This window comes from Nonomuraea sp. NPDC004702 (genome assembly GCF_053601695.1).
Genome location: NZ_JBSGCE010000072.1, coordinates 1 through 25670, shown reverse-complemented (window position 1 = coordinate 25670; position 25670 = coordinate 1). Strand labels below are relative to the sequence as shown.

20 protein-coding genes are annotated in these 25670 nt (G+C 72.3%); 8 read left to right on the top strand and 12 right to left on the bottom strand.

Features of this window, described 5'->3' with window-relative positions; translation table 11 throughout:
• Positions 1–188 precede the first annotated feature (188 nt).
• Both ACWEJ6_RS46030 and ACWEJ6_RS46025 read left to right on the top strand, forming a co-directional pair.
• Positions 189–2222: a DUF3488 and transglutaminase-like domain-containing protein gene (locus tag ACWEJ6_RS46030; protein WP_452431706.1), complete on the top strand. Its 2034-nt coding sequence runs from the start codon at positions 189–191 to the stop codon at positions 2220–2222.
• Positions 2223–2230: 8 nt separating this feature from the next.
• Positions 2231–3181, top strand: a complete 951-nt coding sequence (locus ACWEJ6_RS46025) for a winged helix DNA-binding domain-containing protein (protein WP_452431705.1) — start codon at positions 2231–2233, stop codon at positions 3179–3181.
• Here the strand turns inward: ACWEJ6_RS46025 and ACWEJ6_RS46020 are convergent.
• Positions 3168–4958: an FAD/NAD(P)-binding protein gene (locus tag ACWEJ6_RS46020; protein ID WP_452431704.1), complete on the bottom strand. Its 1791-nt coding sequence runs from the start codon at positions 4956–4958 to the stop codon at positions 3168–3170. The two genes, ACWEJ6_RS46025 and ACWEJ6_RS46020, sit on opposite strands and share 14 nt — an antisense overlap.
• A 113-nt stretch (positions 4959–5071) precedes the next feature.
• Between ACWEJ6_RS46020 and ACWEJ6_RS46015 the strand changes: the two genes are divergently transcribed.
• The 3 genes from ACWEJ6_RS46015 (at position 5072) to ACWEJ6_RS46005 (ending at position 8506) form a co-directional block, all read left to right on the top strand.
• Complete coding sequence (locus tag ACWEJ6_RS46015) at positions 5072–5656, top strand: RNA polymerase sigma factor (RefSeq protein WP_387664346.1); 585 nt, start codon at positions 5072–5074, stop codon at positions 5654–5656.
• Positions 5649–6842: a hypothetical protein gene (locus ACWEJ6_RS46010; protein WP_452431703.1), complete on the top strand. Its 1194-nt coding sequence runs from the start codon at positions 5649–5651 to the stop codon at positions 6840–6842. Before ACWEJ6_RS46015 ends, ACWEJ6_RS46010 begins: the two co-directional genes overlap by 8 nt.
• 149 nt (positions 6843–6991) lie before the next feature.
• Entirely contained in the window at positions 6992–8506 is a 1515-nt protein-coding gene (locus ACWEJ6_RS46005; RefSeq protein ID WP_452431702.1) for a heparinase II/III domain-containing protein, read from the top strand.
• A 551-nt stretch (positions 8507–9057) separates the two neighbouring features.
• Here the strand turns inward: ACWEJ6_RS46005 and ACWEJ6_RS46000 are convergent.
• Positions 9058–9879 (bottom strand): fumarylacetoacetate hydrolase family protein, encoded by an 822-nt coding sequence (locus ACWEJ6_RS46000; RefSeq protein ID WP_452431701.1) that lies wholly within the window; start codon positions 9877–9879, stop codon positions 9058–9060.
• Between the two features lie 452 nt (positions 9880–10331).
• On the opposite strand from ACWEJ6_RS46000, the gene ACWEJ6_RS45995 reads away from it, so the two are divergent.
• A complete protein-coding gene (locus ACWEJ6_RS45995; RefSeq protein ID WP_387664354.1) occupies positions 10332–11084 on the top strand; it encodes an IclR family transcriptional regulator in 753 nt (250 codons plus the stop codon).
• Between the two features lie 56 nt (positions 11085–11140).
• Here ACWEJ6_RS45995 and ACWEJ6_RS45990 read toward each other — a convergent pair whose 3' ends face one another.
• From ACWEJ6_RS45990 to ACWEJ6_RS45955, 8 genes are all read right to left on the bottom strand, one after another.
• Positions 11141–11695, bottom strand: coding sequence for a hypothetical protein (locus tag ACWEJ6_RS45990; protein WP_452431700.1), 555 nt, complete (start codon positions 11693–11695; stop codon positions 11141–11143).
• Complete coding sequence (locus tag ACWEJ6_RS45985; RefSeq protein ID WP_452431699.1) at positions 11692–13740, bottom strand: hypothetical protein; 2049 nt, start codon at positions 13738–13740, stop codon at positions 11692–11694. The genes ACWEJ6_RS45990 and ACWEJ6_RS45985 overlap by 4 nt, the downstream gene beginning before the upstream one ends.
• Before the next feature lie 8 nt (positions 13741–13748).
• Positions 13749–13985: a hypothetical protein gene (locus ACWEJ6_RS45980; protein WP_352320310.1), complete on the bottom strand. Its 237-nt coding sequence runs from the start codon at positions 13983–13985 to the stop codon at positions 13749–13751.
• Positions 13986–14656: 671 nt separating this feature from the next.
• Entirely contained in the window at positions 14657–16882 is a 2226-nt protein-coding gene (locus ACWEJ6_RS45975; RefSeq protein WP_452431698.1) for a glycoside hydrolase family 3 C-terminal domain-containing protein, read from the bottom strand.
• Between the two features lie 11 nt (positions 16883–16893).
• The gene (locus tag ACWEJ6_RS45970; RefSeq protein WP_452431697.1) at positions 16894–17499 is read right to left on the bottom strand and encodes a TetR/AcrR family transcriptional regulator; all 606 of its coding nucleotides are present in this window, start codon (positions 17497–17499) and stop codon (positions 16894–16896) included.
• Positions 17500–17644: 145 nt separating this feature from the next.
• Positions 17645–18763 (bottom strand): magnesium and cobalt transport protein CorA, encoded by a 1119-nt coding sequence (locus tag ACWEJ6_RS45965; protein WP_387664364.1) that lies wholly within the window; start codon positions 18761–18763, stop codon positions 17645–17647.
• 28 nt (positions 18764–18791) lie between these two features.
• The gene (locus ACWEJ6_RS45960; protein WP_352357058.1) at positions 18792–19268 is read right to left on the bottom strand and encodes a nuclear transport factor 2 family protein; all 477 of its coding nucleotides are present in this window, start codon (positions 19266–19268) and stop codon (positions 18792–18794) included.
• A 4-nt stretch (positions 19269–19272) separates the two neighbouring features.
• Positions 19273–20160, bottom strand: coding sequence for an amidohydrolase family protein (locus ACWEJ6_RS45955; RefSeq protein WP_387664366.1), 888 nt, complete (start codon positions 20158–20160; stop codon positions 19273–19275).
• A gap of 34 nt (positions 20161–20194) precedes the next feature.
• Here ACWEJ6_RS45955 and ACWEJ6_RS45950 point away from each other — a divergent pair, with 34 nt between their 5' ends.
• The gene (locus tag ACWEJ6_RS45950) at positions 20195–20899 is read left to right on the top strand and encodes a M50 family metallopeptidase (protein WP_358285179.1); all 705 of its coding nucleotides are present in this window, start codon (positions 20195–20197) and stop codon (positions 20897–20899) included.
• Positions 20900–20945: 46 nt separating this feature from the next.
• The gene (locus tag ACWEJ6_RS45945) at positions 20946–22532 is read left to right on the top strand and encodes a protein kinase domain-containing protein (protein ID WP_452431696.1); all 1587 of its coding nucleotides are present in this window, start codon (positions 20946–20948) and stop codon (positions 22530–22532) included.
• Here ACWEJ6_RS45945 and ACWEJ6_RS45940 read toward each other — a convergent pair.
• Both ACWEJ6_RS45940 and ACWEJ6_RS45935 read right to left on the bottom strand, forming a co-directional pair.
• The gene (locus ACWEJ6_RS45940; RefSeq protein ID WP_358285185.1) at positions 22521–24656 is read right to left on the bottom strand and encodes a thiamine pyrophosphate-dependent enzyme; all 2136 of its coding nucleotides are present in this window, start codon (positions 24654–24656) and stop codon (positions 22521–22523) included. The genes ACWEJ6_RS45945 and ACWEJ6_RS45940 overlap by 12 nt on opposite strands.
• Positions 24657–24887: 231 nt before the next feature.
• Positions 24888–25439 (bottom strand): TetR/AcrR family transcriptional regulator, encoded by a 552-nt coding sequence (locus ACWEJ6_RS45935; protein WP_358285980.1) that lies wholly within the window; start codon positions 25437–25439, stop codon positions 24888–24890.
• Positions 25440–25670 lie beyond the last annotated feature (231 nt).

Here is a 25670-nt window from a genome sequence, read left to right as displayed (position 1 = left end):
AACCCCCCACGCCCGCTCCGGCTTCTCCCGCGCCCGCCCCCGCTTCTCCCGCGCCTGTCGTGCCCGCGTCCGCGCCCGCTCCTGTCCCTTCTGCGCCCGCGCCCGCTCCTGTCCCTTCTGCGCCCGCGTCCGCTCCTGTCCCTTCTGCGCGCGCGTCCGGGGTGGGGTGGCGGGGAGGGGTCGGGCTGGTGGTGGTGGCGGCCGTGGCCGGGGTCGCCGGGTGGGGGTTCCACCGGGTCTTCCCCGGTGCGGAGCTCCTGCTCGCGATCGCGCCCGCCGCCGTCGCCCCCGTCCTGGTGGCGGCGCTCACCGCGCGGCGGCCCCTGTGGCTCGCGCTCGCGCTCGACCTCGTCGCCTGGCTCACCGGGACGATCCCGCTCTACCACGGCCTGGCCCCCGGCGTGCTCGCCGACGTGGCCGACGCCTGGCACGCGCTGCTCACCACACTGCTCCCCGCCCAGCCCGAGCCGCGCCTGCTCGTCCTCGTGCACACGCTCGTCTGGGCCGCCGCCGTCATCGGCGCCGAGACCCTCACCCGCACCCGCACCAGGATCGCCGCCGCCGTCCCCGCCCTGGCCGTGTTCGCCGCCGCGCTGCTGCTCGGCGTGGACGGCGAGGGCTCGAACCTGCCGGTCGCCGCCGCCCTGTTCGTGCTCGTCGCCGCCCTCGCCCTGGTCCGCGACGACCGCTCGCCGCTCTGGCTGCTCGGCGGCCTGCCCGCCGCCGCCGTCCTGGCCGCACTGGCGCTGGTGGTGGGGCCGCTGCTGCCCGTGGCGGCGCAGCCGTACGACCCGAGGCAGGACGCCGATCTGCCGCCGCCCCGACGGGTGGACAGCGTGAGCCCGCTCGACCGCGTGTCGGGCTGGCTGCAGATCCCCGACAGGGAGCTGTTCACCGTCAAGGCGGACAAGCCGCTCAACTGGCGGCTGGCCGTGCTCGACCGCTACGACGGCGTGCGCTGGACGTCCGGGGCCCGCTTCCGTCCCACGGGCGGCCGGGTCCCGGAAGGGGAGTGGACGGGGGCCGCCCGGGTCGTCCGGCAGCGGGTGACCTTCACCGGGCTGCCGGGGACGTGGCTGCCCGCCGCAGAGCGGCCGGTCGAGGTCGACGGCGTCCCCGGGCTGGCCGCCGACCCGCAGAGCGGCGCCCTGCTGGCCGACCCCGCCGCGGGAACCGGCAGGCGTCCCGGCAAGGGCTTCGCCTACGAGGTGACGTCCAGGGTGCCGGAGCCGTCGAAGGAGGACCTGCTGGCGGCCACCCCCGCGCACGACGACGCCGCGCTGACCGCGTTCCCGCCCGGGCCGCAGGAGAAGCTGTTCCGTGAGCTCGCGCAGGAGGCGACCAAGGGCGCGGACGCGCCGATCAAGCAGGCGTACCGGCTGCAGAGCTACCTGCGCACCAGCGCCTCCTACGACGTCACCGCGCCGCCCGGCCACTCGCTCAAGGGCCTGGAGTTCTTCCTGCGGACCACGCACCGGGGCACCTCGGAGCAGTTCGCGGCGACGTTCGCGCTCATGGCCAGGACGCTCGGGCTGCCGTCGCGGGTGGTGGTGGGCTTCCGGCCGGGACAGGCGTCCGGGGGCGTCTACCACGTCAGGTCGGGGCACGTCATGGCGTGGGCGGAGATCAAGTTCGAACGGCTGGGCTGGCGGCCGTTCTACCCCACGCCCGGCCGCAGCGGCGCCAAGGACGACCACGACGTCGTCTCCTCGTCGATCAAGGAGAGCGAGCAGCTGGAGGGCGAGTTCACGCGCGGGGGCGGCGACCGGTCCGGCACGGTCCGCCCGAAGGCCGGGGAACAGGGCGCGCGGCCCGGCGGCGGGCCGTCGCCCTGGGTGCTCGCCGCCGCCGTGGGCGGGGGCCTGCTGGTGGCGTACGCGGTGACGGCCGCCGTGCTGCCCTGGTGGCGCAGGCGGTCCAGGAGACGCGGCGGGGCACCCGGCGACCGGGTGCTCGGCGCCTGGCGGCAGACCTGCGACGACCTGCGGCTGGGCGGCAGGCGGACGCTGACCGCCGAGGACGTCCTGACCGGCCAGCCACCAGACATCACCACCCATCTCAGGCCGTTGGCCGAAATTTCGAACTTCGTCAGGTACGCCCCCGACGACGTCACGGACGCCGACGCCGCCCGCGCATGGGACAGCAGCGACGCCGTCCGCCGCGCCGTCCGCTCGCGCACCCCCCTCCCCACCCGCCTGCGCGACCGGCTCCTCCTGCGATGATCCCGTCCATGAGAAGCGTCGAGGCCCAGCTCCTGCACCGCCCGCCCGGCCTCACCGCGGCCGACGTCGTCCGGCACCTGACCGCGATCCAGGCCCAGGACGTGCCCTCCGCCCTGCTCGCCTTCCGCGCCCGCTCGGCCACCCTCACACCGTCCGGCATCGAGGCCGCCTGGCAGGCCCGCGAGATCGTCAGGACGTGGGGCCCGCGCGGCACGCTGCACTTCGTGCACGCCGACGACCTCCCCTGGGTCCACACCCTCACCAGCAGCGACACCGCGGCCCTGCGCCGCCTGCGGCAGGAGGGCGTCACGGGCGACGACCTGCTCCCGCTCGCCGTGCACGCGCTCGCCGGCCAGGGCCCGCTGACCAAGGCCGAGCTGACGGAACGCCTCGCCGGACGAGCCCGCGGCCAGGGCGTCGTGCACCTGATGGCGCTGGCCGCCCATCACGGCCTGGCGGTGCTCGGCCCCTCCAGGGCGGGCAAGCCGACGTACGTGCACGCGGGCGACTGGCTCGGCGCGCCCGTCGTGCCCGAGCCCGACCGCGGGAAGGCGCTGAAGGAGCTGGCCGTGCGCTACCGCCGCGCCCACCACCCGGCCACCCCCGAGGACCTGGCCGCCTGGTCCGGCCTGCCGCTCGGCGAGGCCCGCGCCGCCTGGCGGACGAGCGCCGCCCAGGACCCGCCCGAGCCCGGCGAGCCCGTGCTGCGCCTGGCGCCCGCCTTCGACGAGTTCCTGATGGGCTGGCGCGGCCGGGACGGCGTCCTGGCCGCCGAGCACGCCGCCAAGGTGTTCCCCGGCGGCGGCGTCCTGCGCCCGGTCGTGCTGGCCGGGGGGACGGTCGCGGGCGTGTGGTCCAGGAAGGGCGCCCAGGTGAGCGTGCAGCCGTTCGGCGAGCTGCCCGAGGAGCCGGTCCGGGCGGAGATCGAGGACGTCCGCCGCTTCCTCAGCGGCCGCTGACCGCGTCCTCGCCGCGCTCTTCCTGGCTGAGCTTCCCCTGGCCGAGCCCGTCCTGGCCGAGCCCGTCCTCGCCGGGACTGTCCTGGCCGAGCAGGGCGGCGGCCACCGCGTCGGCGTCCCTGCGGAACGGGCTGTCGCGGCCCGGCCGGCCCGTGCCGACCTCGGTGAACCAGCGCGTGTTGCCGGTGGCCACGCCCAGCGCGTGGATGTCGGGGTCCGGCCGGCCGCGCGCGTCCACCACCCGGTAGGGCGCCCGCGTCACCGCCAGCCCGCCGGTGCGGAAACGGGCCCCCGTCACCGGGTCCACGTTCACGAACTCGCTGACCATCCCGTCCGCCAGCAGCCGCCGGAACAGCGGCGAGACGTCCCGGGTGACGTCCTGGCGCGGCGCGCTCGCCTCCACCAGCGCCCGCGCGTGCCGCCACGACCCGCCCACCTGCGGCGAGGACACCGCGAACCCGTCCTCGACCGGCAGCACCACGCCCGCCGGGCCGACCGGCCGCACGATGCCGGCCTCCAGCAGCGCCGCGAGCTGCTCGACGTGGGCGGCGGGCGGCCCGGCCGACAACACGAAGCTCTCCGGCGCGAACCTGCCGAGGAAGTCGCGGTGGGACTCCGGCAGCAGGCCGCCGAAGTCCACGATCGCCGGGAGCAGTGGCCTGATCGCCCGGAGCATCTCGGTCGCCGCCTTGAGCACGCCGCCCGCGCAGCCCGCGCGCGCCCGTCCCGCGTCGGTCCGCAGCAGGGCCGCCAGGCGGGCGCGGTAGGCGTCGGGGGTGGCGAAGCGCTGTCCGGCGAAGGGACGCGCCAGCGTGCCCAGGGGCCGTGCTGCCCCGGTCATGCAGGCCAGGTCGGCCTCGTACTGGATCAGCGGCTCCACCAGGCGGCCGAAGTCGAGCTGCGGCGTGCCGGTCGCCGCCGTCGCGTCCGCGCGCAGCCCCGCCAGCCGCTCCTCGGTGATCACCCGCAGCGGCACCGCCGGCGCCGGGAAGACGGGCACGGACGGCCGGGCCAGGAACGGCAGCCCGCCGCGCGACATCGCCAGCAGCCGGGGCTCGTTGCCGCTCGGCAGGTAACGCAGGCCGCCCGGCCCGCCGGCGAACCGGCCGCCCCGGCCCAGCGTGACCGCCCGCAGCACGTCGTAGAAGGTCAGCCCGAGCCCGCGCACGGCGACCTCGGCCCCCGGCGGCAGGACGTCGAGCGGCATCTCCACGGCCAGCCCCGGCGGGACGTAGACGGCCCCGCTCCACCGCTCGGCGTGCCGGGCCAGCGTGAGCTGCTCCCGCGTGACCTCCACGTCGGCGTGCCCGGTCGTCAGCACCGCCTTGTCCACCCGGTACGCCGTCCCGCCCGCGCTCACCCGGAGCCCGTCCGCCGCCCGCACGATCCGCGTCACCTCGGCCACCACCGGACGCACCCCCACCCGCGGCGGCGCCGACGCGCACAACGCCGCGAACGCGTCGGCCAGGTACTGCCCGTAGAGCCGGCGCGGCGCGCATTCCGCCGGGTCGAGGCCGCTCCAGACGGCCAGCGACCCGAACCGCTCCTCCGGCAGGAGACCGTCGGGCGAGCGCACCGTGCTCTCGCCCGCCGTCGTGTTGGCCCAGAACCACGCGGGCTGGCCGGCCCGCCACACCCGCCCGTCCCCGTGGCCCACCGCGTCGAACGCCCACACGGTCACCGCGCGGTCGAGCCCGGCCAGCCGGACCAGCAGCCGTTCCAGCACCGACAACCCCCGTGGTCCCACCCCGACCAGGGCGATGACCAGCTCCCCCATGCCATCCGCCTACCCGGAAGAAAGGCATGTGACCGTTGAGAGGGAATTGTCGTGAACGCGATCCGGCACATCGGGTGATAAGAGAAGAACCACTTGACGCACGGAGGCTGGACATGACGGGGGAGACCATCACGACGGCGGTGCCGTGGGCCGCCCGCGCGCCCGGCGAGCGCACGCTCGACGAGCGCTTCGAGGAGGTGTTCGACCGGTACTTCGGCGAGATCCACGCCTACGTCGCCCAGCGGCTCGGCCCCGACCACGCCGAGGACATCGTCGCCGAGACCTTCCTGACCGCCTTCCGCAAGCGCGCGCACTACGACCCGTCGCGGGCGGGCGTGCGCGCCTGGCTCTACGGCATCGCCACGAACCTCATCGGCAAGCAGCGCCGGCTGGAGGCCCGCACGCTGCGGGCGCTCGGACGCTGCGGCCCCGACGGCGACGCGCCCGGCCACGAGGAGGCCGTCGCCCTGCGGGTCAGCGCCCAGAGCCTTCGTCCCAACCTGGCCGCCGCCCTGGCCGAGCTCGACCGGCGCGACCGCGACGTGCTGCTGCTCGTCGCGCTCGCCGGGCTGAGCAACGACGAGATCGCCACCGTCCTCGGCATCCCGTACGGGACCGTGGGGTCGCGGCTCAGCCGGGCCCGCAAGAAGCTGCGCGGCCTGCTCGGCACGCACGTCCTGGAGACCGCCCATGGCTGACCCCCGCCCTCCCGCCTCGGAGCAGCCCGACTCCGCTCCCGAGCCGCGCTCGTCCTCCGTTCCCGAGCAGTCCGGGCCCGCTCCCGACCCGCGCTCGCCCTCCGTTCCCGAGCAGTCCGGGTCCCCTGCCGACCCGCGCTCGTCCTCCGTTCCCGAGCAGCTCCAGCCCGCTCCTGACCCGCGCTCGTTCCCTGGCGGTGACGACCTACGGGCCGTCCGGGACCTGTACGGGCATCCGGCGCCCGCACCCTACGCCCAGGTCAGGGTGTGGCGGCGGATGGCGGCCGCGCGCCGCCGCCGGCGCCTGACGCGGCTGTCGGCGCTCTCCCTGGCCACGGCCGCCGCCCTCGCCGTGGCCCTCATGCTGGTCAGAGGGACGCCGTCCGCCGTGCCGGGCCGTTCGATCCTGCTCGCGGCGGCCAGTACGGCGGCCTCCGGGCAGCAGGCGACCTACTGGCACATCAGCCGGCTGCACGACGGCGACCGCCTCACCGAGCTCTGGGCCACCAGAGACGGCCAAGCCTGGACCTGCACCTCCACCCCGGCCGCCAATTCCGCCCTCACCATCACCTCCACCCTGGCCCCCACCTCCACTCCCACCCCTGCGGCTCCCACCTCCACCGCCGCCCCTGCGGCTCCCACCTCCACGCGCACCCCTGCCGCCTCCGCGTCGCACCCGGGCCGCGTCGCCACCCCCGCGCCCCCCTCGGGACCGGCCTATGAAGGGAGCTGTGCGGGGCGTGGGCGGGTCGTCCCGGTGACGGGCCGGGCGCCGTTCACCATGGCGGGCCGCGACCTGACGTTCCGCCAGATCCAGGAGCTGCCCGCCGACGCCGCGGCGCTCAAGGAGCGGGTGGCCGCGATGTTGCCCGCCGGTTCGGCGGGCCTGCTCGCCGACGCGCTCAGCGGCCTGCTGTGGAGCAAGCCGTCACCCCCCGCCGTACGCGCCGCCGCCTACAGGGCGTTGGCCGACCTGCCCGACGTCCGCTACCTGGGCGGTCGCGCCGACCCCCTGGGCCGTCCCGGGGAGGCGTTCAGCTATCCGCTCCCCACCGGCGTCCGTCGGACGTTGATCATCGATCCGGCCACCTCCCAGGTCCTCGCCGGCACCGACGCGGGCGGGACCGGCGGCTCGCAGATCGTCCTCACGGCAGGCTGGACCGACCAGGCCCCCGACCTGCACTGACCCCCGCCCCGCCCCGCGTTCCCCACCCCGACCTGCACTGACCCCCGCCCCGACCCGCGTTCCCCACCCCGACCTGCACTGACCCCACCCCGGCAGGCGCGTGACCGCCGCACGGCGAGTTCAGCGCGCCCCGAAACAGGAGCCGCGACGTGTTCTGGCGTGCCCGCACGACCACCGGCAGGGCCATCTGCCTGAGCGACCAGTTCCCCGCCGCCGACGTCGCGGAGGTGATGGACGGACGGGTCCGCTTCGCCGGCCTGCCGCCCGCCGACCTCGGCACGGAGATCGACTGGACCGCCGACCCGTACGGCAACCGCTCCTGGGCGCTGAACCTGCACACGCTGCGCTGGGCGGGCCGGCTGGTCGCCGCGTACGAGCGCACGGGCGAGCGGGCCTGCCTGGAGCGCGCCGCCGACGTGACCGCGCAGTGGATCAGCCGGAACCCGCGCGGCGGGTACGAGCTGAGCCCGTGGGCGTGGGCCGAGCACGCCGTCGCCCTGCGCGCGCCCGTGCTGGTCTGCCTGAGCGAGCACGTGCGCACCCCGCGGCTGTGGGCGAGCCTGGCCGAGCACGGCGAGGTCCTGGCCGACCCCGCGCTCTACCGCGCGGGTCACAACCACGGGCTGGACCAGGACATCGGGCTGCTGCTCATCGGCTGCCGCCTCGGCCGCGCCAAGTGGCGCGACCTGGCCGTACGCAGGATGACCGGGTCCGCCGAACTGGCCGTCGACGCCCAGGGCGTGCTGCACGAACAGGCCCCCCGCTACGGCCTGTACGTGCACCGCCGCCTCGGCGTGGCCCTGCGCGCGATCAGCGAGAGCGGCGCCGAGCCCCCGGCCCGCCTCGCCGCCCGCCGGACCGCCCTGGAGGGCTACATCGCGCACGCCACCCAGCCCGACGGCTGCCTGACCCCCATCGGCGACAGCCCGGCCGACACCCGCGCCCCCGGCTTCCCCCACGAGGGCCCTCTCGTACGCGTCTTCGACGCCGGATACGTCTTCGGCAGGACCGCCTGGGACGACCCGCGCTCGGCCCACTACTCGATCAGGTTCGGCCCCGGCCGCCGCCTGCACGGCCACGAGGACCACCTCGGCGTCACCTACAGCGCTCAGGGCCGCCGCATCCTGGTCGAGGCCGGGTTCCACTCCTACGAACGGACCGAGTACGCGGCCTGGACCCGTACCCCGCAGGCCCACAACGTGCCCGTCCCGGACGGGGACTTCCGTCCCGGCACGGCCACCCGCCTGGTGCACGCCGACCTCGCCCCCGGACGCCAGGAGTTCGAGCTGGCCGACGACGCCTACGGGGTGACCAGGACCCGCCGCGTATTGGTCGGGCACGGCGAGGACGTGATGGCCGTACGCGACTCGGTCCCGTCCGGGACGCTGCGCAGCCTGTGGCACTTCGACCCCGCGCTACGACTGGTCGAACGGCGGACGGACGCCGTGGTCCTCGGCGACGGCGACTGGCGCGTCACACTGCTCCAGCGGCCCGCGACGGGCATGGAGGTGGGGACCACTACGGTCTCCACCGGCTACCTGCGCACGGCGGAGGCGGTGACGGTCACGTCAGGAAGCGCAGCCGAGGTACTGACCGTGATCCTCCCCGGCACCGACACCCCAGCCACCACCCACCTACCCCTGCCATGGCCCCCTTCTCCCTGACCCACAACCCGTGCACCTTCTCAGGCACCCAGCCACCGCACCCTCGTCACCACCAGCCCCTACGACCCGGCGCATGCCCTGGACCAGAAACCACGGCACCGGGCGCGCGCGATGTCGCCCACCAGACACCGCATCACCTCGTCACCGCGGAAAGACACCGCCCGCACATCGTCACCAGGGAAAGACCAGGCGGCCCTGCCCCACGTACCGACCTGGGACCGGCCCCAGGGCTCACCGCCCCGACTGCCCCCATCCACTGGCGCCGCCACGACACCCGCAGGCGGGACGCGACCGCGCGCCTTGCCGGCCACCCACTCGTCCGCCGGGACCGCCACTGCACCCGCCCACGGTGACCGCCCCTGCGTCCCGTCTCTCGGGCCTCCGCCGAACCCTCGCGCAGTTCGGTAGAGGCCCACGATGGCCGCCGAGCCCCCACGCACCCCGGCATCACCGAGAGACGGTCGAGGTCGGCTGCCCACATGCAACCGGCGAAATAGGTCGTAACCCAGCGAGAGCAGGCCGGGCCGCGGCGGTCCGGGAGTGAGGCCGGGTCAGGCCAGGCGGCGAGCCGTGTTCACCAGCTCGCCGACCCCCGCGATCCGGGTGACGACCTTGCTCCCGTCCATCAGATACCGGGGCGGCTTCCGGGCATGCCCCACGCCCCCGGGCGTGCCGGTCGCGATGACGTCACCCGGCCGCAACGTGAGAATCTGCGACAGGTACGCGATCAGCTCACCCGGCGGGAACACCAGGCCGGCCGTGTCCGCCTGCTGCACGACCTCCCCGTCCACCTCGCACTCCAGGGTCATCGCCCCGCTGATCTCGTCCGGCGTGACGAGGAAGGGCCCGAACGGCGTCGTCCCCTCGAACGTCTTGCCCTGCAGCCACTGCGCCGTACGGTTCTGGTAGTCCCTGGCCGTCACGTCGTTGAGCACCGAGTACCCGGCGATGGCCGCCTCGGCCTCCGCAGGCGAGGCGTCGCGCACCTCCGCCCCGACGATCACGGCCAGCTCGCCCTCCCAGTCCATGGAGTCCGACACCGCGGGCAGCTCGATGTCGTCGTACGGCCCGATCAGCGCCTCGGCGAACTTCGCGAACACCGTCGGATACCGCGGCAACTCCCGTCCCATCTCCAGGATGTGATCGCGGTAGTTGAGCCCGACACAGATGATCTTCCCCGGCACCGGCACCACGGGCGCCAGGTCGGCCGTGGACAGCGGATGCCGTGCCCCGTCCGCCGCGGCGGCCACCTCCCGCCAGCGCGGGTCGGCCAGCAACATCCCGACGTCGGGCGCCCCCACCTCAACGGCGTGCTCCCCGTCGATCCGGACGGCGGCCGTACGGCGCGGCAGTCGCAGCGTCGCGAGCTTCACGCGAGCTCCTCTCGATACTGGTGCAGGCCCTCAAGAGGGCGTGTCGGAAAACAGAACAATTTGAACCGGCCCGCGCGCCTGTACCAGCCACGCCCCCGGACACAGCGGTGCTCAGGCAACAACAGCCTCAGAACACTGGATGCCCGCATCGAAGGCCGCGGTGACACCCGGCAGCCCGTCCAGACCGGAGGGGGCCGGCACGACGGCCCGCCGCTCGCCACCCCCACCCACCGAACCCACCTCACCCGTCCGCTGGACCGCCCGTTGAACCGCCGGATGGAGCGTCTCCCATGCAGCCGCGCCCTGAACCCAGGACGTACGGGCATCAAGTAGCCGACCTGCACCCAGAACAGGACAGATGCACGACAGCGACGTCCACGTACAACGTCTCATCGGGATTCATGCTGCCCAACGCTAGGGAGTAATTCCGCGTACTGCACTAGCGTTCTGCTGTGAAGAACAAGCCCGCGTACCCCCTGGGCTCGGTCGACAACGCGCTGCTTCTCCTCCACATGCTGCGCGACCAAGGACGTCTCAAGGTCACCGACGTCGCCAAGGAGCTCGGCATCGCCCGCTCGACCGCGCACCGCCTGCTGGCGATGCTGGTCTATCGCGACTTCGCCGTCCAGGACGAGCACCACACCTACCTGCCGGGCCCCTTCCTCGGCCCGGCGGCGGGCGACGGCGGCGGCTCGTCCCTGCGCGAGTTGCGCGCGCACGTCCGGCCCGCCATGGAGGCCCTGTGCGCCCGCGTCCGGGAGACCGTGAACCTCATGGTCAGAATGGGCACCGAAGTACGCTTCCTGGACAGCATCGAGTCCCCGCAGATCCTGTACGTCGGCGACCGCCGCGGCACGATCCTGCCCGCCCACCGCGCCTCCGGCGGCAAGGTCCTGCTGTCCTCGCTGCCTCGCGACCAGCTCGCCGACCTCTACCAGGACCTGCCCGAGCAGGAACGCGCGTCCCTGCTCCGCGAACTCGACGAGATCCGCCCCCGCGGCTACGCCCTCAACCTCGACGACACGGAACAGGGCGTCTCGGCGATCGGAGCGGCGCTACGCAACGGCCGCGGCACCCCTGTGGGAGCCCTGTCCATCTCGATCCCCTCTGCCCGCTACACCCCCGACCGCCTCCCGTCCCTCCTGACCGACCTCCGCCAATCCATCACCGAGGCCGAACCCCACCTCACCAACTTCCCCACCTGACCCGCCGGACGCCCTGGACAGCCGCCCACCCGCTCCGACCACCGCAAGACAACCCACTATCGAGACGACGTGAGCAGCAGCGGCTTGAGCTGCCGAAAAAACTCCACCGCATCCGCCAACGAATCCCTCCCGGGCGCCCCCTCCGTCACCTCGATGCTGAGGAGACGCTGGTAGTCAGGAGTCCAGCCGTAGACGAAATCGATCACTTGGCCGGTGGCATCCTTGCGTCGTGACGCGAATCCCGGTCGCAGTCCAGCAGGTAGGTCGTTTCCCCCCGTGGCCACTTTCGTGTTCTCGAGTCCTTCGGGGCTGACCGGAGACGGCTCATGGACCTTGATGACCAACCCCAGCTCGCCTTCCAAGGCAAGACCGTCGACAACCGAGCAGGACGCGAACTGCCGCCCTCCGCTCATTCTTGTACCGATGGCCCGATAATCCTTGAAGCCGGTGGCGATCTGGATGGCGTTCGCCGAGATCAAGCCACACTCGCGCGGGGTAGCGGTGATGTTCCCGAGCGGCCGGGTGTCCGATGCCGTGTCGGGCGGTGATGAGCATGCCGCCATGAGCAACAGGAGGGTGGCAAGGAACATCAGCGACAGTTTCCTTCTCATGAGCCATGTCCGCCATAGTGCTTTTCCGCTGCCTTGAAACTGAGTGCGATGGCGACATCGGGCTGGCCAAAGACGCGGGCAGTTACAGGCAGTGACAGCCACTCATCGTAGGCGGAACGTTGTTCGGCGTTCATCTCAGCCCAAGGTTTGATGGACCTGTCCGTAATGAAATGCCCCGGCGCGCCAGGCGAGAAATCCTTGTAGTAGTACGGGTGAGTCTGGGCGGAAGCTTTTCCGAAGAGGCCGTGGCGCATCATTACGGAAGCCGTCAGATCGGTGAACATGTGCTTGGCCGCGCCCAGCGCGGTGTCGGCGTCCTGGCGAGCTTGCTCCTCATAACTCGGTGAAACCTTGTCGAACATCAACCCCTTGGCTGTGTCGGCCATGAGTCCGACGAACTTCCCCGACGGCATCGGGATCAGCCCGACCACCTGTTCGGTCAACCTCTTGAAAGAGTTCAGGCGGACGTCGTCCGCTTTCGCCTTTGCGATCGAGGAAATGTTGGCGGCATCGATGATCAACCAGGTCGTCATGCCGAGACTCCCCACCGCTGCGGTGAACTCCGCCCCTCCGCTACGCGCCATGCGCTCCTCCAGGATGTCCTGGCGCATGTTGTCTCGCTGCTGCTGTGTTGCCTCTGGGTGTGCCTGTTGCCATGTAATGAAGTCGCGTTCCACCTCTGTGGCGACCTTGGCCGCGAGTTCGTCCAGCATCCTGGCGGCGTACAGGCCATGCGCAGCGGCGACGGCCCGGAATGTTTCTTCGTCCTCGAAGGCCCATGTCATGGCCTTCTGGATTTCATCCGCGTCGAACCTCGAACCATAGGGTTTCCAGCCGTGCAGTTCCTTGGCGGGATCAAGACCGCTTACGACACCCGGCACCTCCTTGCTGAAGATTTGCGCGGAGCGGTGTACGTCGCCGATGTACTGGCTGAGGACGGTGCTGAGGTGGGGGCGGGTGGAGGGGAGGTTGGTCTGGACCTTGGGGTCGCTCCAGAAGCGGACCGCCCAGGAGGCGATCAGGGCGGACTTGTAGCCGCGTGACCCACCCGGTGGCAGGTCGTGGTCGCGGAATTCTGTGGTGGCGGCCTGGATGGCCCAGCCGAGGTCGGCGTCGGCGTCGCCCAGCCAGGGGTGGGTGCGCATCAGGTAGGCGAGGGGTTTGCGGGCGGGGTCGGTGAAGAAGTCCTGGGCCACGGCGGGGTGGTGGGCCAGGGCGATCAGGGCGGCGCCCATGGGGCTGAGGTCGCCGGGGGAGACGTCTCTGGGGCCGGGGAGCGTCCAGGGGTCTCGGGGGAGGGACAGGTCGGGGGGATGGGCGAGGTCCAGGTCGTGCAGCTTGCGGACCAGGGTGAGCAGGAAGGTGTGATCGAAGTCGCCGTCCTGGAGGAGTCTCTTGACGGCGAACGCGTCCTGGGGGTGGTCGATGTCCTCGATCAGGCGGTCGGTGTAGTCGGCGGCCAGTCGCATCGGGCCGACTCCGTGGGAGGCGGTGCCGAGCAGGGTGCTGAGCATGGTGAGGAACCGGTCCTGGGTGGCCGTGTCGTAGAGGAGCGGGCGGTCGCCGGGCGGGAGGTCGTAGGAGTACGCGCGGGCGATGAGCGATTTGAGTTCACGCGGCGGCATCAGGGTGAGAAAGGCCACGGCGAAGAACGGGTCGTTCTTGTGACGTTCGAGTTCGGCTACTGATTCTGCGTCGAGTGAATGGGACGCGATTTGCGCACGGAGTCGGGTGGCCAGTGCGGTGGCCGCGACCGCGCCTTCGGAGGGGGATTTCGACAGCCATGGGGATTCGTCGGCCCAGAGGACGCCGTCTTCGCCGGGGCGCCGGTCTGGGGTGGCGAGGATGAGGTCGAGACGGCCCTGGAGTGTGGGGATCTGGTCGTGCAGCCGGCGGCCGATGGTCGACAGCTGGGCCGGCCCCCACAGGGCTACGCCGAGGTCGGTGAGGGCTCGTTCGACTTGGAGACCGATGTCGGGAAGTGTGCTGCTTGCTCGTTTCATGCCGTTGATGAGCTGGGTCATCAGGGCGGGGTCGATGCCCACGGGAGGGGTCATGAGGCGGGCTCGGACGGGTGCAGCGTGTCGAGCAGCCTCAGGGCCCGGGTGAACAGGTCCTTGAAGCCGTGGTCCCAGGTGCGCAGGTCGGCGGCGAGGCTGTCGCCGGCGGGGCCCTTGAGTGCGCCGCCGTCCACCAGGCGGATCAGTGCGGTCAGGTCGTTGGCGTGTTCGTCGCGCAGTCGTTCGATGTGACGCCGGGCGGCGGTTATTTCGTGCTGCGTCGCCATCATCACCCGATTTCGTTGCGCTTGGGGGGCGGGGGAGGGGGGGTCGATGGAATATTAGCCCGCCGCGTCGGCGCCGGTGAAATGGAAAAGGAGTCCTCGCGCGATTCGGCTCTGGGCTGATGAATTAGGCGAAGGTTTGTGATGATAAAGAGGCTAAGTGCGTTATTTCGGTGTATTTGGTGAATGAGAGGGAGGGGAAAGCCTTGGGGTGGTGTCAGGTGAGGGGAGATGAGCGCTGGGGGCGAGGCTGGGTGCTGGGGGTCCTGAGGTCCTGGGAGTGCTGGGGGTGCTGCGGGTGCTGGGGGTGCTGGGGGTGCTGGGGGTGAGGGTGGCTGGAGGTGGCGGCGGGTGGGGGCGTCGGCTGAGGGTCCTACGGACTGAGCTGGGTGTCGGCTGAAGGGTGCTACGGGCTGGGTGGGGGGCGGGTGAGGGGCCAAAAGGCTCGGGTGGGTGGCGGGTGGGGGCCGAAAGACTGGACTGGGGGCGCGTGGAAGGGCTGGTGGGTGAGGCTGGGTGGGGGGTGAGGGGCGTTCTTCGGGGAGGAGGGACCCGCCGCCCGTTCAGCGCACCAGGCGGCGCGGGGTGCTGCTGGTGCGGCTGGGGAGATGGGGGTGCCGGGGAGGCGGGTCCTTCAGGAGAACGGACGCACATGGGGTCCGCCAGGACGGGACGACCTAGCGATCATTCGCCGGAAGCGCGCTCCGAGCAGCAGCGACGAGGTCGGCGACGACGTCGGCCGTCAGCCCGATCCCGAACGTCCGGAACTTGATCAACGGGATGCCGAGCGCCAGCCCCACCAGAGGCGAATCTGTCCGGTCGAGGTCGGGCAGCCCGGGGGCCTGCCGGAGCCGTTCCTTCAGCACCCGGCCGCCCACGGGGTGCGCCAGCCACTCGCCCAGCGTGGACATCTCGCTCAGTTCGCCCACATATCCGTCGCCCGGCGTGCTCAGCTCCGCGCGCAGCCGGATGTCCCGTGACGACGCGCCCACCTCGACGGTGAACGGCCCGGGGTCGATCCGCCAGCCGCCGCGCGTCACCGACCACCGCGCCAGGTCGCGCGGCCCGAGGGCGAGCCGTACGCGTTCGCTCGCCCCGGGGGCCAGGCCGACCTTGGCGAAGGAGCGCAGCCCGTGCCGGGGCCGCGAGGGGTGTTCGGCCTCGAAGGCGACGTAGAGCTGGGCCACCTCCTGTCCGTGGCGGTCGCCGGTGTTGGTGACGGTGAAGGCGACGTCCCAGGTGTTGGGGCCGGTCTCGCGCACGTCCAGGTCGGAGTACTCGAACCGGGTGTAGGTCAGCCCGTGGCCGAAGGGGTAGGCGACCTCGGTGCCCAGCGTGTCGTGGTGCCGGTAGCCGACGTAGCGGCCCTCGCCGTACACGACGTGGCCGTCTGAGCCGGGGAAGTGCAGGTGGGACGGTACGTCGGCGAGGCGCAGCGGGATCGTCTCGGTGAGCCGCCCGGACGGGCTGTGGGTGCCGAGCAGCAGGTCGGCCAGCGCCGCGCCGCCCGCCTGGCCGAGCAGCCAGCCCTCCAGGACGGCCGAGGCGAGGTGCCGCCACCCGGCCACCGACACGACCCCGCCGTTGGACAGCACGACGATCACCCGCGGGCACACCTCGGCCACCCGCCGCAGCAGCTCGACCTGGACGCCGGGCAGGTCGATCGAGGCGCGGTCGAAGCCCTCGGACTCGGCGGCCTCGGGCAGGCCGAGGAACACCACCGCCACCTCGGCCGCCGCCGCGCTCTCCACCGCCTCCCGCGCCAGATCGTCGTCGGCCTCGCCGTCGAGCCGGTAGCCGGGGGCGAACGTCAGCCCCTCGACGGCCCGGCCGAGCGCGTCGAGCGCGGTGTCCAGGCGGGTGGGCACCACGTGCGAGCTGCCGTGCCCCTGGTAGCGCGGGGTGCGGGCGAGCTCGCCCAGCACGGCCACGCGCAGGCCGGGGGCCAGCGGCAGCACGCCGTCGTTCTTCAGCAGCACGGCGGAGGCGCGGGCGGCCTCGCGGGCCAGCTCGTGGTGCTCGTCGACGTCCCAGCCGTCGTGCCGCTCGCGGCCGGCGACGCGTTCGGCGAGCCCGGCGACGCGGCCCGCCGCCAGGTCGAGCACGGACTCGGGCAGGCGGCCCGAGCGCACCGCGTCCTCGATCAGGCCGTCGGTGCCGGTGGGCGGCATCTCCAGGTCCAGGCCCGCTTCGAGGGCCGCCACCCGGTCGTTGACCGCGCCCCAGTCCGACATCACCAGGCCGTCGAAGCCCCATTCGTCGCGCAGCAGGGTGGTCAGCAGCCAGCGGTGCTGGGAGGCGTACACGCCGTTGACGCGGTTGTAGGAGCACATGATCGCGTACGGGCGGGCCTCCCGGACGATGTGCTCGAAGGCGGGCAGGTAGATCTCGCGCAGCGTGCGCTCGTCGACGTCCGCGCTGATCCGCATGCGGTCGGTCTCCTGGTTGTTGACCGCGAAGTGCTTGACGCAGGCCCCGACGCCGCGCGACTGGACGCCGGTGACCAGCGCCGCCCCCATCACCCCGGTCAGGTACGGGTCCTCGGAGAAGTACTCGAAGTTGCGCCCGCACAGCGGCGACCGCTTGATGTTCACCCCAGGGCCCAGCACGACGTCCACCCCCAGCGCGGCGGCCTCCTTGGCCAGCGCAGCGCCCACCCGGCGGGCCAGCGCCGGGTCCCACGAGGAGCCGAGGGCCACGGCGGGCGGGAAGCACGTGGCGGGCTCGCTGCGGGTCAGGCCGAGCGCGTCTCCGGCGTCCGCGCGCTGGCGGCGGATGCCGTGCGGCCCGTCGGACAGCGTGATCGCGGGCACCGCGTCGCGGACGGCCGTGGTGTGCCAGGTGTCGCTCCCGGACGTGAGCGACGCCTTCTCTGCCGTGGTGAGGTCGGGGGGAAGAGCCATGGAACACCTCGTTATCTGGACTGCAGTCCTAGTTGCTTGAGGAAGGTGATGACGGCGGCCCGCATGTCCACCTGGTCCGGGTCGAGCAGCCATTGCGTCTGCAGGCCGTCGACGAGCGCGATGAGCTGCTGGGCGACGGCGTCGGGATCGTGGTCGAGCGGCGGCGTGGCGCTTTCGAACAGGGCGCCGAGCAGCCACGCGGCCTGCCGGCGCAGCCTGCGGTAGCGCTGGACGAAGTAGTCGTGGGCGGGATGGCCGGGATCGGCGGCCTCGCCGGAGATCTTCACGTACAGCCCGACCAGGCCGGGCGTGCCCATGTTCCTGGCGACCTGCGCGACCGCGCGGTCGAGCAGCTCCTGCGGCGAGAGCCCGTCGTCGGGGCCGCCCATCAGCTCGCCGTCCACCTCGTCGCGGCGGCTGAGCACCTGGATGAGCAGGCTCTCCTTGCCGGGGAAGTGGTGCAGCAGCCCCGCGTGGGTCATGCCCGCGTGCGCGGCGATGTCGCGCAGCGACACCGCGTGGAAACCCGAGCGGGAGAACAGCTCTGTGGCGGAGTCGAGGATGCGGGCGCGCGTGCGCTCGCCCTTGCGCCCTCGGCGTGGCGTCGGTTCGGTCACCGGCCGGCCCTTTCTGGCGGTCTGGGGGGCACGCGGGCTGCGCAAACGTGCCGGGGTACGGCGAGATCGGCCGTCCACCGGCTCGCCGAAGAATCTACCACGTGGTTAGTTTCGCGGCCCACGCCCGCGGCGGACGCAGCGGACCCTAGAGCCAGTCGCGGCGTTTGAAGACCATGTAGAGCACCATGCACACCGCCCCCATCAGCAGGATCGCGAACGGGTAGCCGAACACCCAGTGGGTCTCGGGCATGAAGTCGAAGTTCATCCCGTAGATGGTGCCGACCAGCGTCGGGGCGAACAGGATGGCCGCCCACGCCGAGATCTTCTTGACCTCTTCGCCCTGCTGGATGCTGGCCTCGGTCATGCGGGCCATCTCCGCGTTCTGGGCCTGGGTCACCAGCGTCGAGTTGACCACCAGGATGTTCTGCAACATCTGGCGGAAGGCCGAGATGCGCTCGGTCACCGTGATCGCGTGGTCGGCGACGTCGCGCAGGTAGCTCTGCAGCTCGTCGTTGACGCCGTACTTGGCGGCGCCGGCGATGAAGCCGTGGATCATGCCCACCAGCGGCGCGGTGGCCCGCTGGAACTCGATCACCTCGCCGGACAGCTCGTAGACGCGCCGCGACACCGAGGGGTCGCCGCTGAAGACCTCGACCTCGATCTCCTCGATGTCCTTCTGCAGCCCGGCCACCACCGGCGCGTAGCCGTCGACCACGGCGTCGAGGATCGCGTACAGGACGGCCTGCGGGCCCTGGCGCAGCAGGTCGGGGTCGGACTCCATGCGCTTGCGCACCCCCTGCAGGTCGGGGGCCTCGGCGTGACGCACGGTGATCACGAAGTTGGGGCCGACGAAGACGTGCAGCTCGCCGAAGGCCACCTCCTCCACGTCGTCGAGGTAGCGGGCGGCGCGCAGCACCACGAACAGCGTGTCGCCGTAGCGGTCGGCCTTGGCCCGCTGGGAGCCGACGATCGCGTCCTCCAGCGCCAGCTCGTGCAGCTCGAACTCCTCGGCGAGCTTGACCAGCTCCCACTCCTTCGGACGGTAGAGGCCGATCCAGGCCATGCTGTCCGGCATCTGCTTGAGGCGTTCGAAGGCGTCGGCGAGCGAGCCGGGGTTGTCGACCCGCTCGCCGTTCTGGTAGACGGCGTTGTCGATCACGGTGGGCCGGTAGGGGTGCTCCTCGGTGGCGCGCGGGTCCATCGAGTGCTCCGGCGCCTCCTCGCGGTGGTCACCGCTGCGCCTGAACCCCTTCACCCTGGCCATGCACCCTCCGATCCGGTTGCCGTGCCGACTACTGCGAGGACACCAGGCTGTCGAGCTCCTGGGTCGCCCGGTCCCTGATGGTCTTGCGCCACATCGGCGTCCAGCCGAACAGCAGACCCTGCGGCCTGCCGAGAGCCATTCTGGACCAGCGCCTGAAGTCGAACTCGTCGTGGTGGCGGACGATGAGGTCGTCCTCGAACCTGAACAGCGCGTCGATCTCGTTGACGACCGTGCGGCCGGTGGAGGAGAAGGTGTAGCTGGCCGTCCAGTGGGCCGAGCCGCTGAACTCGTCGGCCTGGACGTCGCGGTAGCCGGATCTCAGTCCGTCGCGCACGCCGAGCTGCAACCGCCACATCGCCATCACCCGGTCGCGGCCCTCGACCTCCTGGAAGATGGGGTCGCCGAAACTGATCTCGGGGTGGTAGCAGCGCTCCATGGCCGCGAAGTCCGCGCGGCCCAGAGCGTCGTAGAAGGCGCTGATGAGCGCCACGTGCCGATCGTTCACCTTGCTATCGAATCATGGCCGCACCATTGTCCCAGCACACCGCCCGCAGCCACTGCTCGCCGAGGTCCAGGCGGGCGAGTGCGTCGAGCTGGTGCGCGTAGGGGTACGGGATCGTCGGGAAATCGCTGCCGAGCACCACCTTCCCCGAAAGCCCGAGATCACGCAGAACCGGGCGCAATCGGCTGGGAAACGGCATGCCGCGCTCGGAGAAGTCGGTGAAGGCCATGGTGGTGTCCAGGGCGACCCGCTCATGGCGGACGGCCAGCTCGAAGAACGGCTCGTACTCGGGCATGCCCAGATGCGCGATCACCGCCCGCAGCCGCGGATGGGCGGCCAGCACCGCGCCGATCGGCCCCGGCCCCACGTGGCCGCCGGGCACGGGCACCGAGCTGGCGTGCACGACCACGGGCACGCCCGACTCCGCCAGCAGCCCCCAGACCTCGTCCAGCTCGGGCGCGGCCGGGTCGAAGCCGCCGACCTGGAGGTGCACCTTGAAGATCTGGACGCCGTCCGCCAGCGCCGCGCGCACGTAGTCCGCGACGCCGGGCTCGGGGTAGAACGTCGCCGACGGCAGGCAGTCGGGGTTGCGGCGGGCGAAGTCGAGCGTCCAGGCGTTGAGGTCGCGGGCCATGTCCGGCCGGTGCGCGTACGCCAGGGCGGGGAAGCGCCGTACGCCCATCTCGCGCAGCCTCGTCAGCCGTTCCTCGACCGGGCGTTCGTACTCGATCTTCCAGCCGGCGCCCATCAAGGGGCCGCCGTGGTTGAAGTGATGCCAGACCCGGCGTTCCATTCGCTCGGGCAGGAAGTGCACATGCAGGTCGATCAGGCCCGGCAGCCCGAGGTCGCGCCACCACGCCGGAACGTCCGCGTCAGAATGTAGTTCTGCGGCCACAGCCGGGACTTTACCCGGCTAGTGTTTCTCCTCGATGGACATGCTCTGGGCCCACCTGATCAAGGTTCAGCCTGACCCCGACCCCTGGGTCGTGCTGGTCTCGGCTCTGGCCGCGCTCGCGGTCGTCGCGTTCCGCACCCCCTGGCAGGTGTCCAGGGGCCTGATCACGATCGCCCACGAGGGCGGCCACGCGGTCATGGCGCTGCTCACCCGGCGCAAGCTGGAGGGCATCCGGCTCCACTCCGACACCTCCGGCGTCACGCTGACCAGGGGCCGCCCCAACGGCCCCGGCATGGTGCTGACCGCGCTCGCCGGCTACCTGGCCCCGTCGCTGCTGGGGCTGGCCGCCGCCTGGCTCACCGAGCAGGGCCGCATCACGCTGCTGATCTGGAGCGTGCTGCTCTTCCTGGTGTGCATGCTGCTGCTGATCCGCAACCTCTACGGCGCGCTGATCCTGCTGGTCACCGGCGGCGCGGTGTTCGCCCTGTCCATGTACGCCCCCGCCCAGGTCCAGCAGATCGTGGCCATGGTCGCGACGTGGTTCCTGCTGTTCGGCGGCGTCCGGCCGATCGTCGAGCTGCAGCGCAAGCGGCGCAGGCGGCAGGCCAGAGACTCCGACGCCGACCAGCTCGCCCGGCTGACGTTCCTGCCCGGCGGCTTCTACGTCTTCTTCTTCCTGGTCGTGGCCGCCGTGTCGGTGGTGTTCGGCGCGTACCTGATGAACCCGTTGACTCCCTGAAAGCCGAAATTTCACATTAAACTCACCGGCAACAGGGGGGAGTGCCGTGTTGCCAGCCGAGGACGCGCCCGGCTACCGGGTGCTCGATCAGGCGGGCCAGGGCGGTTTCGCCGTCGTCTACCGCGCCTACCAGGAGCGCCTCGACCGGATCGTGGCGCTGAAGGTCCTGTCGGTCGACCGGGTCGACCAGCGCACCATGCGCCACTTCCAGCGCGAGCTCCGGCTCACCGGCCGCCTGACCGGCCATCCCAACGTCGTGACCGTCTTCGACACCGGCGTGACCCGCTCGGGCAAGCCGTACATCGCGATGGACTTCTTCGAGAACGGCTCGCTGCGCGACAAGGTCCGCAAGGAGGGGCCGCTCGCGGTGCCCGACGTGCTGCGCGCGGGCGTCAAGCTGGCCGGCGCGCTGGCCGCCGTGCACGAGGCCGGGGTGCTGCACGGCGACATCAAGCCGCAGAACATCCTCATCTCCCGCTACGGCGAGCCCGCCATCGCCGACTTCGGCGTGGCCAGGGTGGTGGACAACGCGGAGATCTCGGCCACCTCCCAGGCGTTCACCCCGCTGCACGCCGCCCCGGAGGTGCTCACCGGGCAGCCGCACTCGGTCTCCGGTGACATCTACTCCCTGGGCTCGACGCTCTACCACCTGCTGGCCGGGCAGCCCGCCTTCCACAACCCGGCCGACCCGTCGATCGCGCCGCTGATGTACCGGGTGCTGAGCCTCGACCCGCCGCCGATCAACCGGCCGGACGTGCCGCCGGCGGTGTTCGGGACGATCCTGCACGCGATGTCCAAGCAGCCCGAGCTGCGGCCCGGCTCGGCCAGGGAGCTGGCGCGGCGGTTGCAGGAGGTGCAGGCCGAGCTGGGGTTGTCGGTGACCGACCTGGTGGGCCAGGATCCGGGGCCGGGGCCGGCGACGTCCACCGTCCCGCGCCGCCCGCGCGGCGGCCCGCAGCCTCCGCCGCACCCCGGCGACTCCTCACTCCCCGCCACCGGCAGCCGGCTCCCCCACCCCCAAGCCCCCGCCCCGCATCGGCCGGGCCTGGTGGGGAACGCGGGCGTGGCGAGGCGGGACGTCCCCACGGCGGGGGACATGGGCGGGGCTCGGCGGGAGGCCGTCACGACGCCGCCCGCCGGGGGCGGGAGCCTCGGGAGGCGCCTGCTGATCGGGGGCTCGGTCGCGGCCGTGGCGATCGGCGGCACCGGCCTGGCCGTCTACCTGTCGCTGCGCCCGCCCGCCGGTCCGGGCCCCGCCGAGCGCCGCCCCGAGGCCGCCACCCCTGCGGCGACCGCCGCCACCACCCCGCCGCCGATCAGCAAGCGGGACGTCGCCGCGCTCGCCCCCCGCAGGCTCAAGGTCACCGCCGACCGCGGCGCCCTGGTGGAGCTGAGCTGGGCGCTCCCGGCCGACGCCCGCCGCTACCCGGTCGTCCTGCAACGCTCGCGGGCGGGCGGGGGCGAGGTGACCGTCGTCGCCCTCGGCACGGGCGCCACCAGCGGCCGCGTCGCCGGGCTCGACCCGGACACCGGCTACTGCTTCCTGGTGGGCGTGCCGCTGCGCATCTCGGCGGCCACCACGGTCGCCTGGTCGAAGCCGGCCTGCGTCAGAGGGGCGCGCTCAGCCCAGTAGCTTGCGCGCCGCCTGCTCGATCTCCTCCTCCGACAGCAGCACGTGGTTGGCCGCGTCGCCCAGCGGGATGAAGCTGTCGGCCGAGGTCACCCGGGCCACCTGCCCCGTGAACCCGGCGTCGATCAGCTCGGCCGTCACGCCCTCGGACACGCCGCCGGAGTGGCGGGTCTCGTCGGCGATCAGCACCTTGCCGGTCAGCTCGGCCGCCCGCAGCAGGTCGTCCACCGGCAGCGGGGCCAGCCAGCGCAGGTCGAGGACGCGGCAGCCGTAGCCCTCCTGGGTGAGCCGGACCGCGGCGCGCAGGCTCATCCGCAGCCCGTTGCCGAACGTCACGATCGTCAGGTCACGGCCCTCGCCGTACGAGCGGGCCCGGCCGACGGGCACGTGCGTCTCGCGCCAGCGCCCCGGCGGCGTGTACGGCGCCAGCCAACCGCCGTCGCCCTCCTCGAACAGATCACGCGTGTGGTAGAGCGCGATCGGCTCCAGGAACACGCAGACCGACCCGGCCGTACGGGCGGCGGCCAGGCAGGTGCGCAACATGGCGGCGGCGTCGTCGGGACGCGCGGGCGAGGCGAGGACCAGGCCCGGGATGTCGCGCAGCGCGGCCACCGCGTTGTCGTTGTGGAAGTGGCCGCCGAAGCCCTTCTGGTAGGCGTAGCCCGCGACGCGGACGACCATGCCGTTGGTGTAGGCGCCGCGCGAGAAGAACGACAGGGTGGCGCCCTCGCCGCGGATCTGGTCGAGCGCGTTGTGCAGGTAGGCCAGGTATTGGATCTCCGGCACCGGGAGCTGGTTGGACACCGCCGAGCCGAGCGCGAGGCCGAGGATGGCCTGCTCGTCGAGGAGCGTGTCGAACACCCGCGAGCCGCCGAACCGCTTCTGCAGCCCCCGGGTGACGCCGTAGACGCCGCCCTTCCTGGCGACGTCCTCGCCGAAGACCGTCATCTCGGGGTAGACCACCAGCGCGTCGGCGAGCGTGCGGTTGATGGTCTGCGACAACGTCAGCGGCTTCTCCGTCTCGGGCAGCGTGCCGGCGAACGCCTTCTCCCTGACCGGGCCCTCGGCCGCGGTCGGGCTGATGTTGGCGATCAGGTCGGGACGGCGCGGCGCGATCGGCTCCATGACCTCCGCGGCCGAGCCGAGCCGCGGGGCGCGGGTGGTCTCCAGGGCGATGCGCAGGATGTGCTCGCGCGCCGACTCGTACGTCTTGAGCAGGTCCTCCGGCGTCTCCAGGCCGGCCTCTACCAGCAGCCGCGCGGTGCGGACGAGCGGGTCGCGCTCCATGTCGGCCCGCAGCTCCCGCTGGGTGCGGTAGGCCGACTCGACGTCGGACCCGGCGTGCCCCATCAGCCGCACGGTGGACAGGTGCAGGAACGCGGGTGAGCGGTTGGCGCGGACGTGCTGGACGGCGAGCGTGGCGGCGTCGTAGGCGTCGGCCAGGTCGCAGCCGTCGGCGGCGAAGTAGGCGATGCCCGGCCGCCGCGCCGCCGCCTCCACCCAGCCCTTGGGGGTGCGGACGCTGATGCCGATGCCGTTGTCCTCGCACACGAACAGGATGGGCAGCGGCTGCCCCTGGAAGGTGGCGTAGGAGGCGGTGTTGAGCCCGGTCAGGGCGCTGGCGTGGTTGATCGAGGCGTCGCCGAAGCTGCACACGGCGATGGCGTCGGGCGGCCAGGCCGACCGGTCGCCGAGCGCGGCGGCCCGTTCGATGGCGAAGGCCACGCCCACGGCGCGCGGCAGATGGCTGGCGATCGTCGAGGTCTGCGGGATGACGGCCAGGTGGGGGTGGCCGAAGACCTTGTGCCGGCCGCCCGCGATCGGCTCGTCGGCCGCCGCGGTGAGGCCCATCAGCACGTCGCGAAGGCCCTGCTCGGGCAGCCGGCCGGCCTGCTCGGACCTGGTCAGGTAGAAGGCGCCGGACCGGTAGTGGAGCAGCGCCGGGTCGCTCGCCCTGGCCGCGGCGGCGACCGCCGCGTTGCCCTCGTGGCCGGCCGACCCGATCGTGTAGAAGCCCTCATTCTGCTCGCGGAGCCAGCGGGCGGCGATGTCGAGCAGGCGGCTGTCGAGCTGGCGCTGGAACAGGGTCCGGCACCGGTCGCCGGTGAGCGACGTGCCCTCGCGCACCGGGCCGCCGGGATCTCGGGCGGGGCCTGACTTCAGCGCCTCAACGGATTGGATGAAATGTGTCTCAACAGTGTCGCGCGCCACACCCTGATTATGTCCGTCATCGCCGCCGCCGTCTGCCGGAGTGCATGACAGATTGTGGTCCGGTCCGTTTAACCCTGATCCAGGACCGTTTGCGGAGATCTACGGCATTTCGGGGGTTTTCGTACGGCGTGAATGGCCATCGGTCAGTTAGTGATTGTTAACGCTGGCCTCGATCGCGGCGCGGGCCATCGTGTGCAGCAGGGGGCGCATGTCGTGCGGGGGCAGCTCGCCCGCGCTGTGGGGCGTCGAGTTGAGCAGGCCGAAGACCGCGTGCGTGGCCGCGCGCAGCCGGGCCGGCGGGCACGCCGGGTGCAGCTCGGCCAGCACGGTCACCCACTCCTCGACGTAGAGGCGCTGCAGCCGCCTGATCCTGCGCCGCTCCGGCTCGGGCACGTTGCCCAGCTCGCGGTCGTGCACGGTGATCAGCGCAGGCTGGTCGAGCGCGAACGTGATCTGCACGTTGAGCAGCGCGTCGAGCGTCTCGGCCGGGCCGTCCGAGGAGGTCGCCACCGCCACCGCCGACTCCCGCAGCCGCGAGCTGACGTCGAGCAGCATCTCGGCGAGCAGCGCCTCCTTGCCGCTGAAGTGCCGGTAGAGCGCGGGACCCGAGACGCCGACCGCGCCCCCGATGTCCTCGATGGAGACCCCGTGGAAACCGCGGGCGGCGAACAGCCGGGCGGCCGCGGCGAGGATCTCCATGCGCCTTCTGCCGCGCTCGCGGGTAGGTGGGGAGGCAGTGGTCACGTCTCACATGCTAGACGATTACGTTAATGATGACTAACATCTCGGCCATGACGAGAGGGGACTCATGAGCGACTGGCCGGTGCTGAAGTCGGCCCTGGTTGAAGTTCCCGGTCATCGCCATCGTCTGGGCGTCGACCGGCATGCCGGACATGGCCCGCTGGATGTCGGCCCGCATCTCGCCGGCGT

What these genes read in the sequence shown, in the direction of transcription:
- ACWEJ6_RS45935 (WP_358285980.1), bottom strand. Translation starts at nt 25,439, where the DNA reads ATGGAGATCCTCGCCGCGGCCGCCCGGCTGTTCGCCGCCCGCGGTTTC.
- ACWEJ6_RS45990 (WP_452431700.1), bottom strand. Translation starts at nt 11,695, where the DNA reads ATGAGAAGGAAACTGTCGCTGATGTTCCTTGCCACCCTCCTGTTGCTC.
- ACWEJ6_RS45965 (WP_387664364.1), bottom strand. Translation starts at nt 18,763, where the DNA reads ATGGCCAGGGTGAAGGGGTTCAGGCGCAGCGGTGACCACCGCGAGGAG.
- ACWEJ6_RS46020 (WP_452431704.1), bottom strand. Translation starts at nt 4,958, where the DNA reads ATGGGGGAGCTGGTCATCGCCCTGGTCGGGGTGGGACCACGGGGGTTG.
- ACWEJ6_RS45950 (WP_358285179.1), top strand. Translation starts at nt 20,195, where the DNA reads ATGGACATGCTCTGGGCCCACCTGATCAAGGTTCAGCCTGACCCCGAC.
- ACWEJ6_RS46025 (WP_452431705.1), top strand. Translation starts at nt 2,231, where the DNA reads ATGAGAAGCGTCGAGGCCCAGCTCCTGCACCGCCCGCCCGGCCTCACC.
- ACWEJ6_RS46015 (WP_387664346.1), top strand. Translation starts at nt 5,072, where the DNA reads ATGACGGGGGAGACCATCACGACGGCGGTGCCGTGGGCCGCCCGCGCG.
- ACWEJ6_RS45975 (WP_452431698.1), bottom strand. Translation starts at nt 16,882, where the DNA reads ATGGCTCTTCCCCCCGACCTCACCACGGCAGAGAAGGCGTCGCTCACG.
- ACWEJ6_RS45980 (WP_352320310.1), bottom strand. Translation starts at nt 13,985, where the DNA reads ATGATGGCGACGCAGCACGAAATAACCGCCGCCCGGCGTCACATCGAA.
- ACWEJ6_RS46010 (WP_452431703.1), top strand. Translation starts at nt 5,649, where the DNA reads ATGGCTGACCCCCGCCCTCCCGCCTCGGAGCAGCCCGACTCCGCTCCC.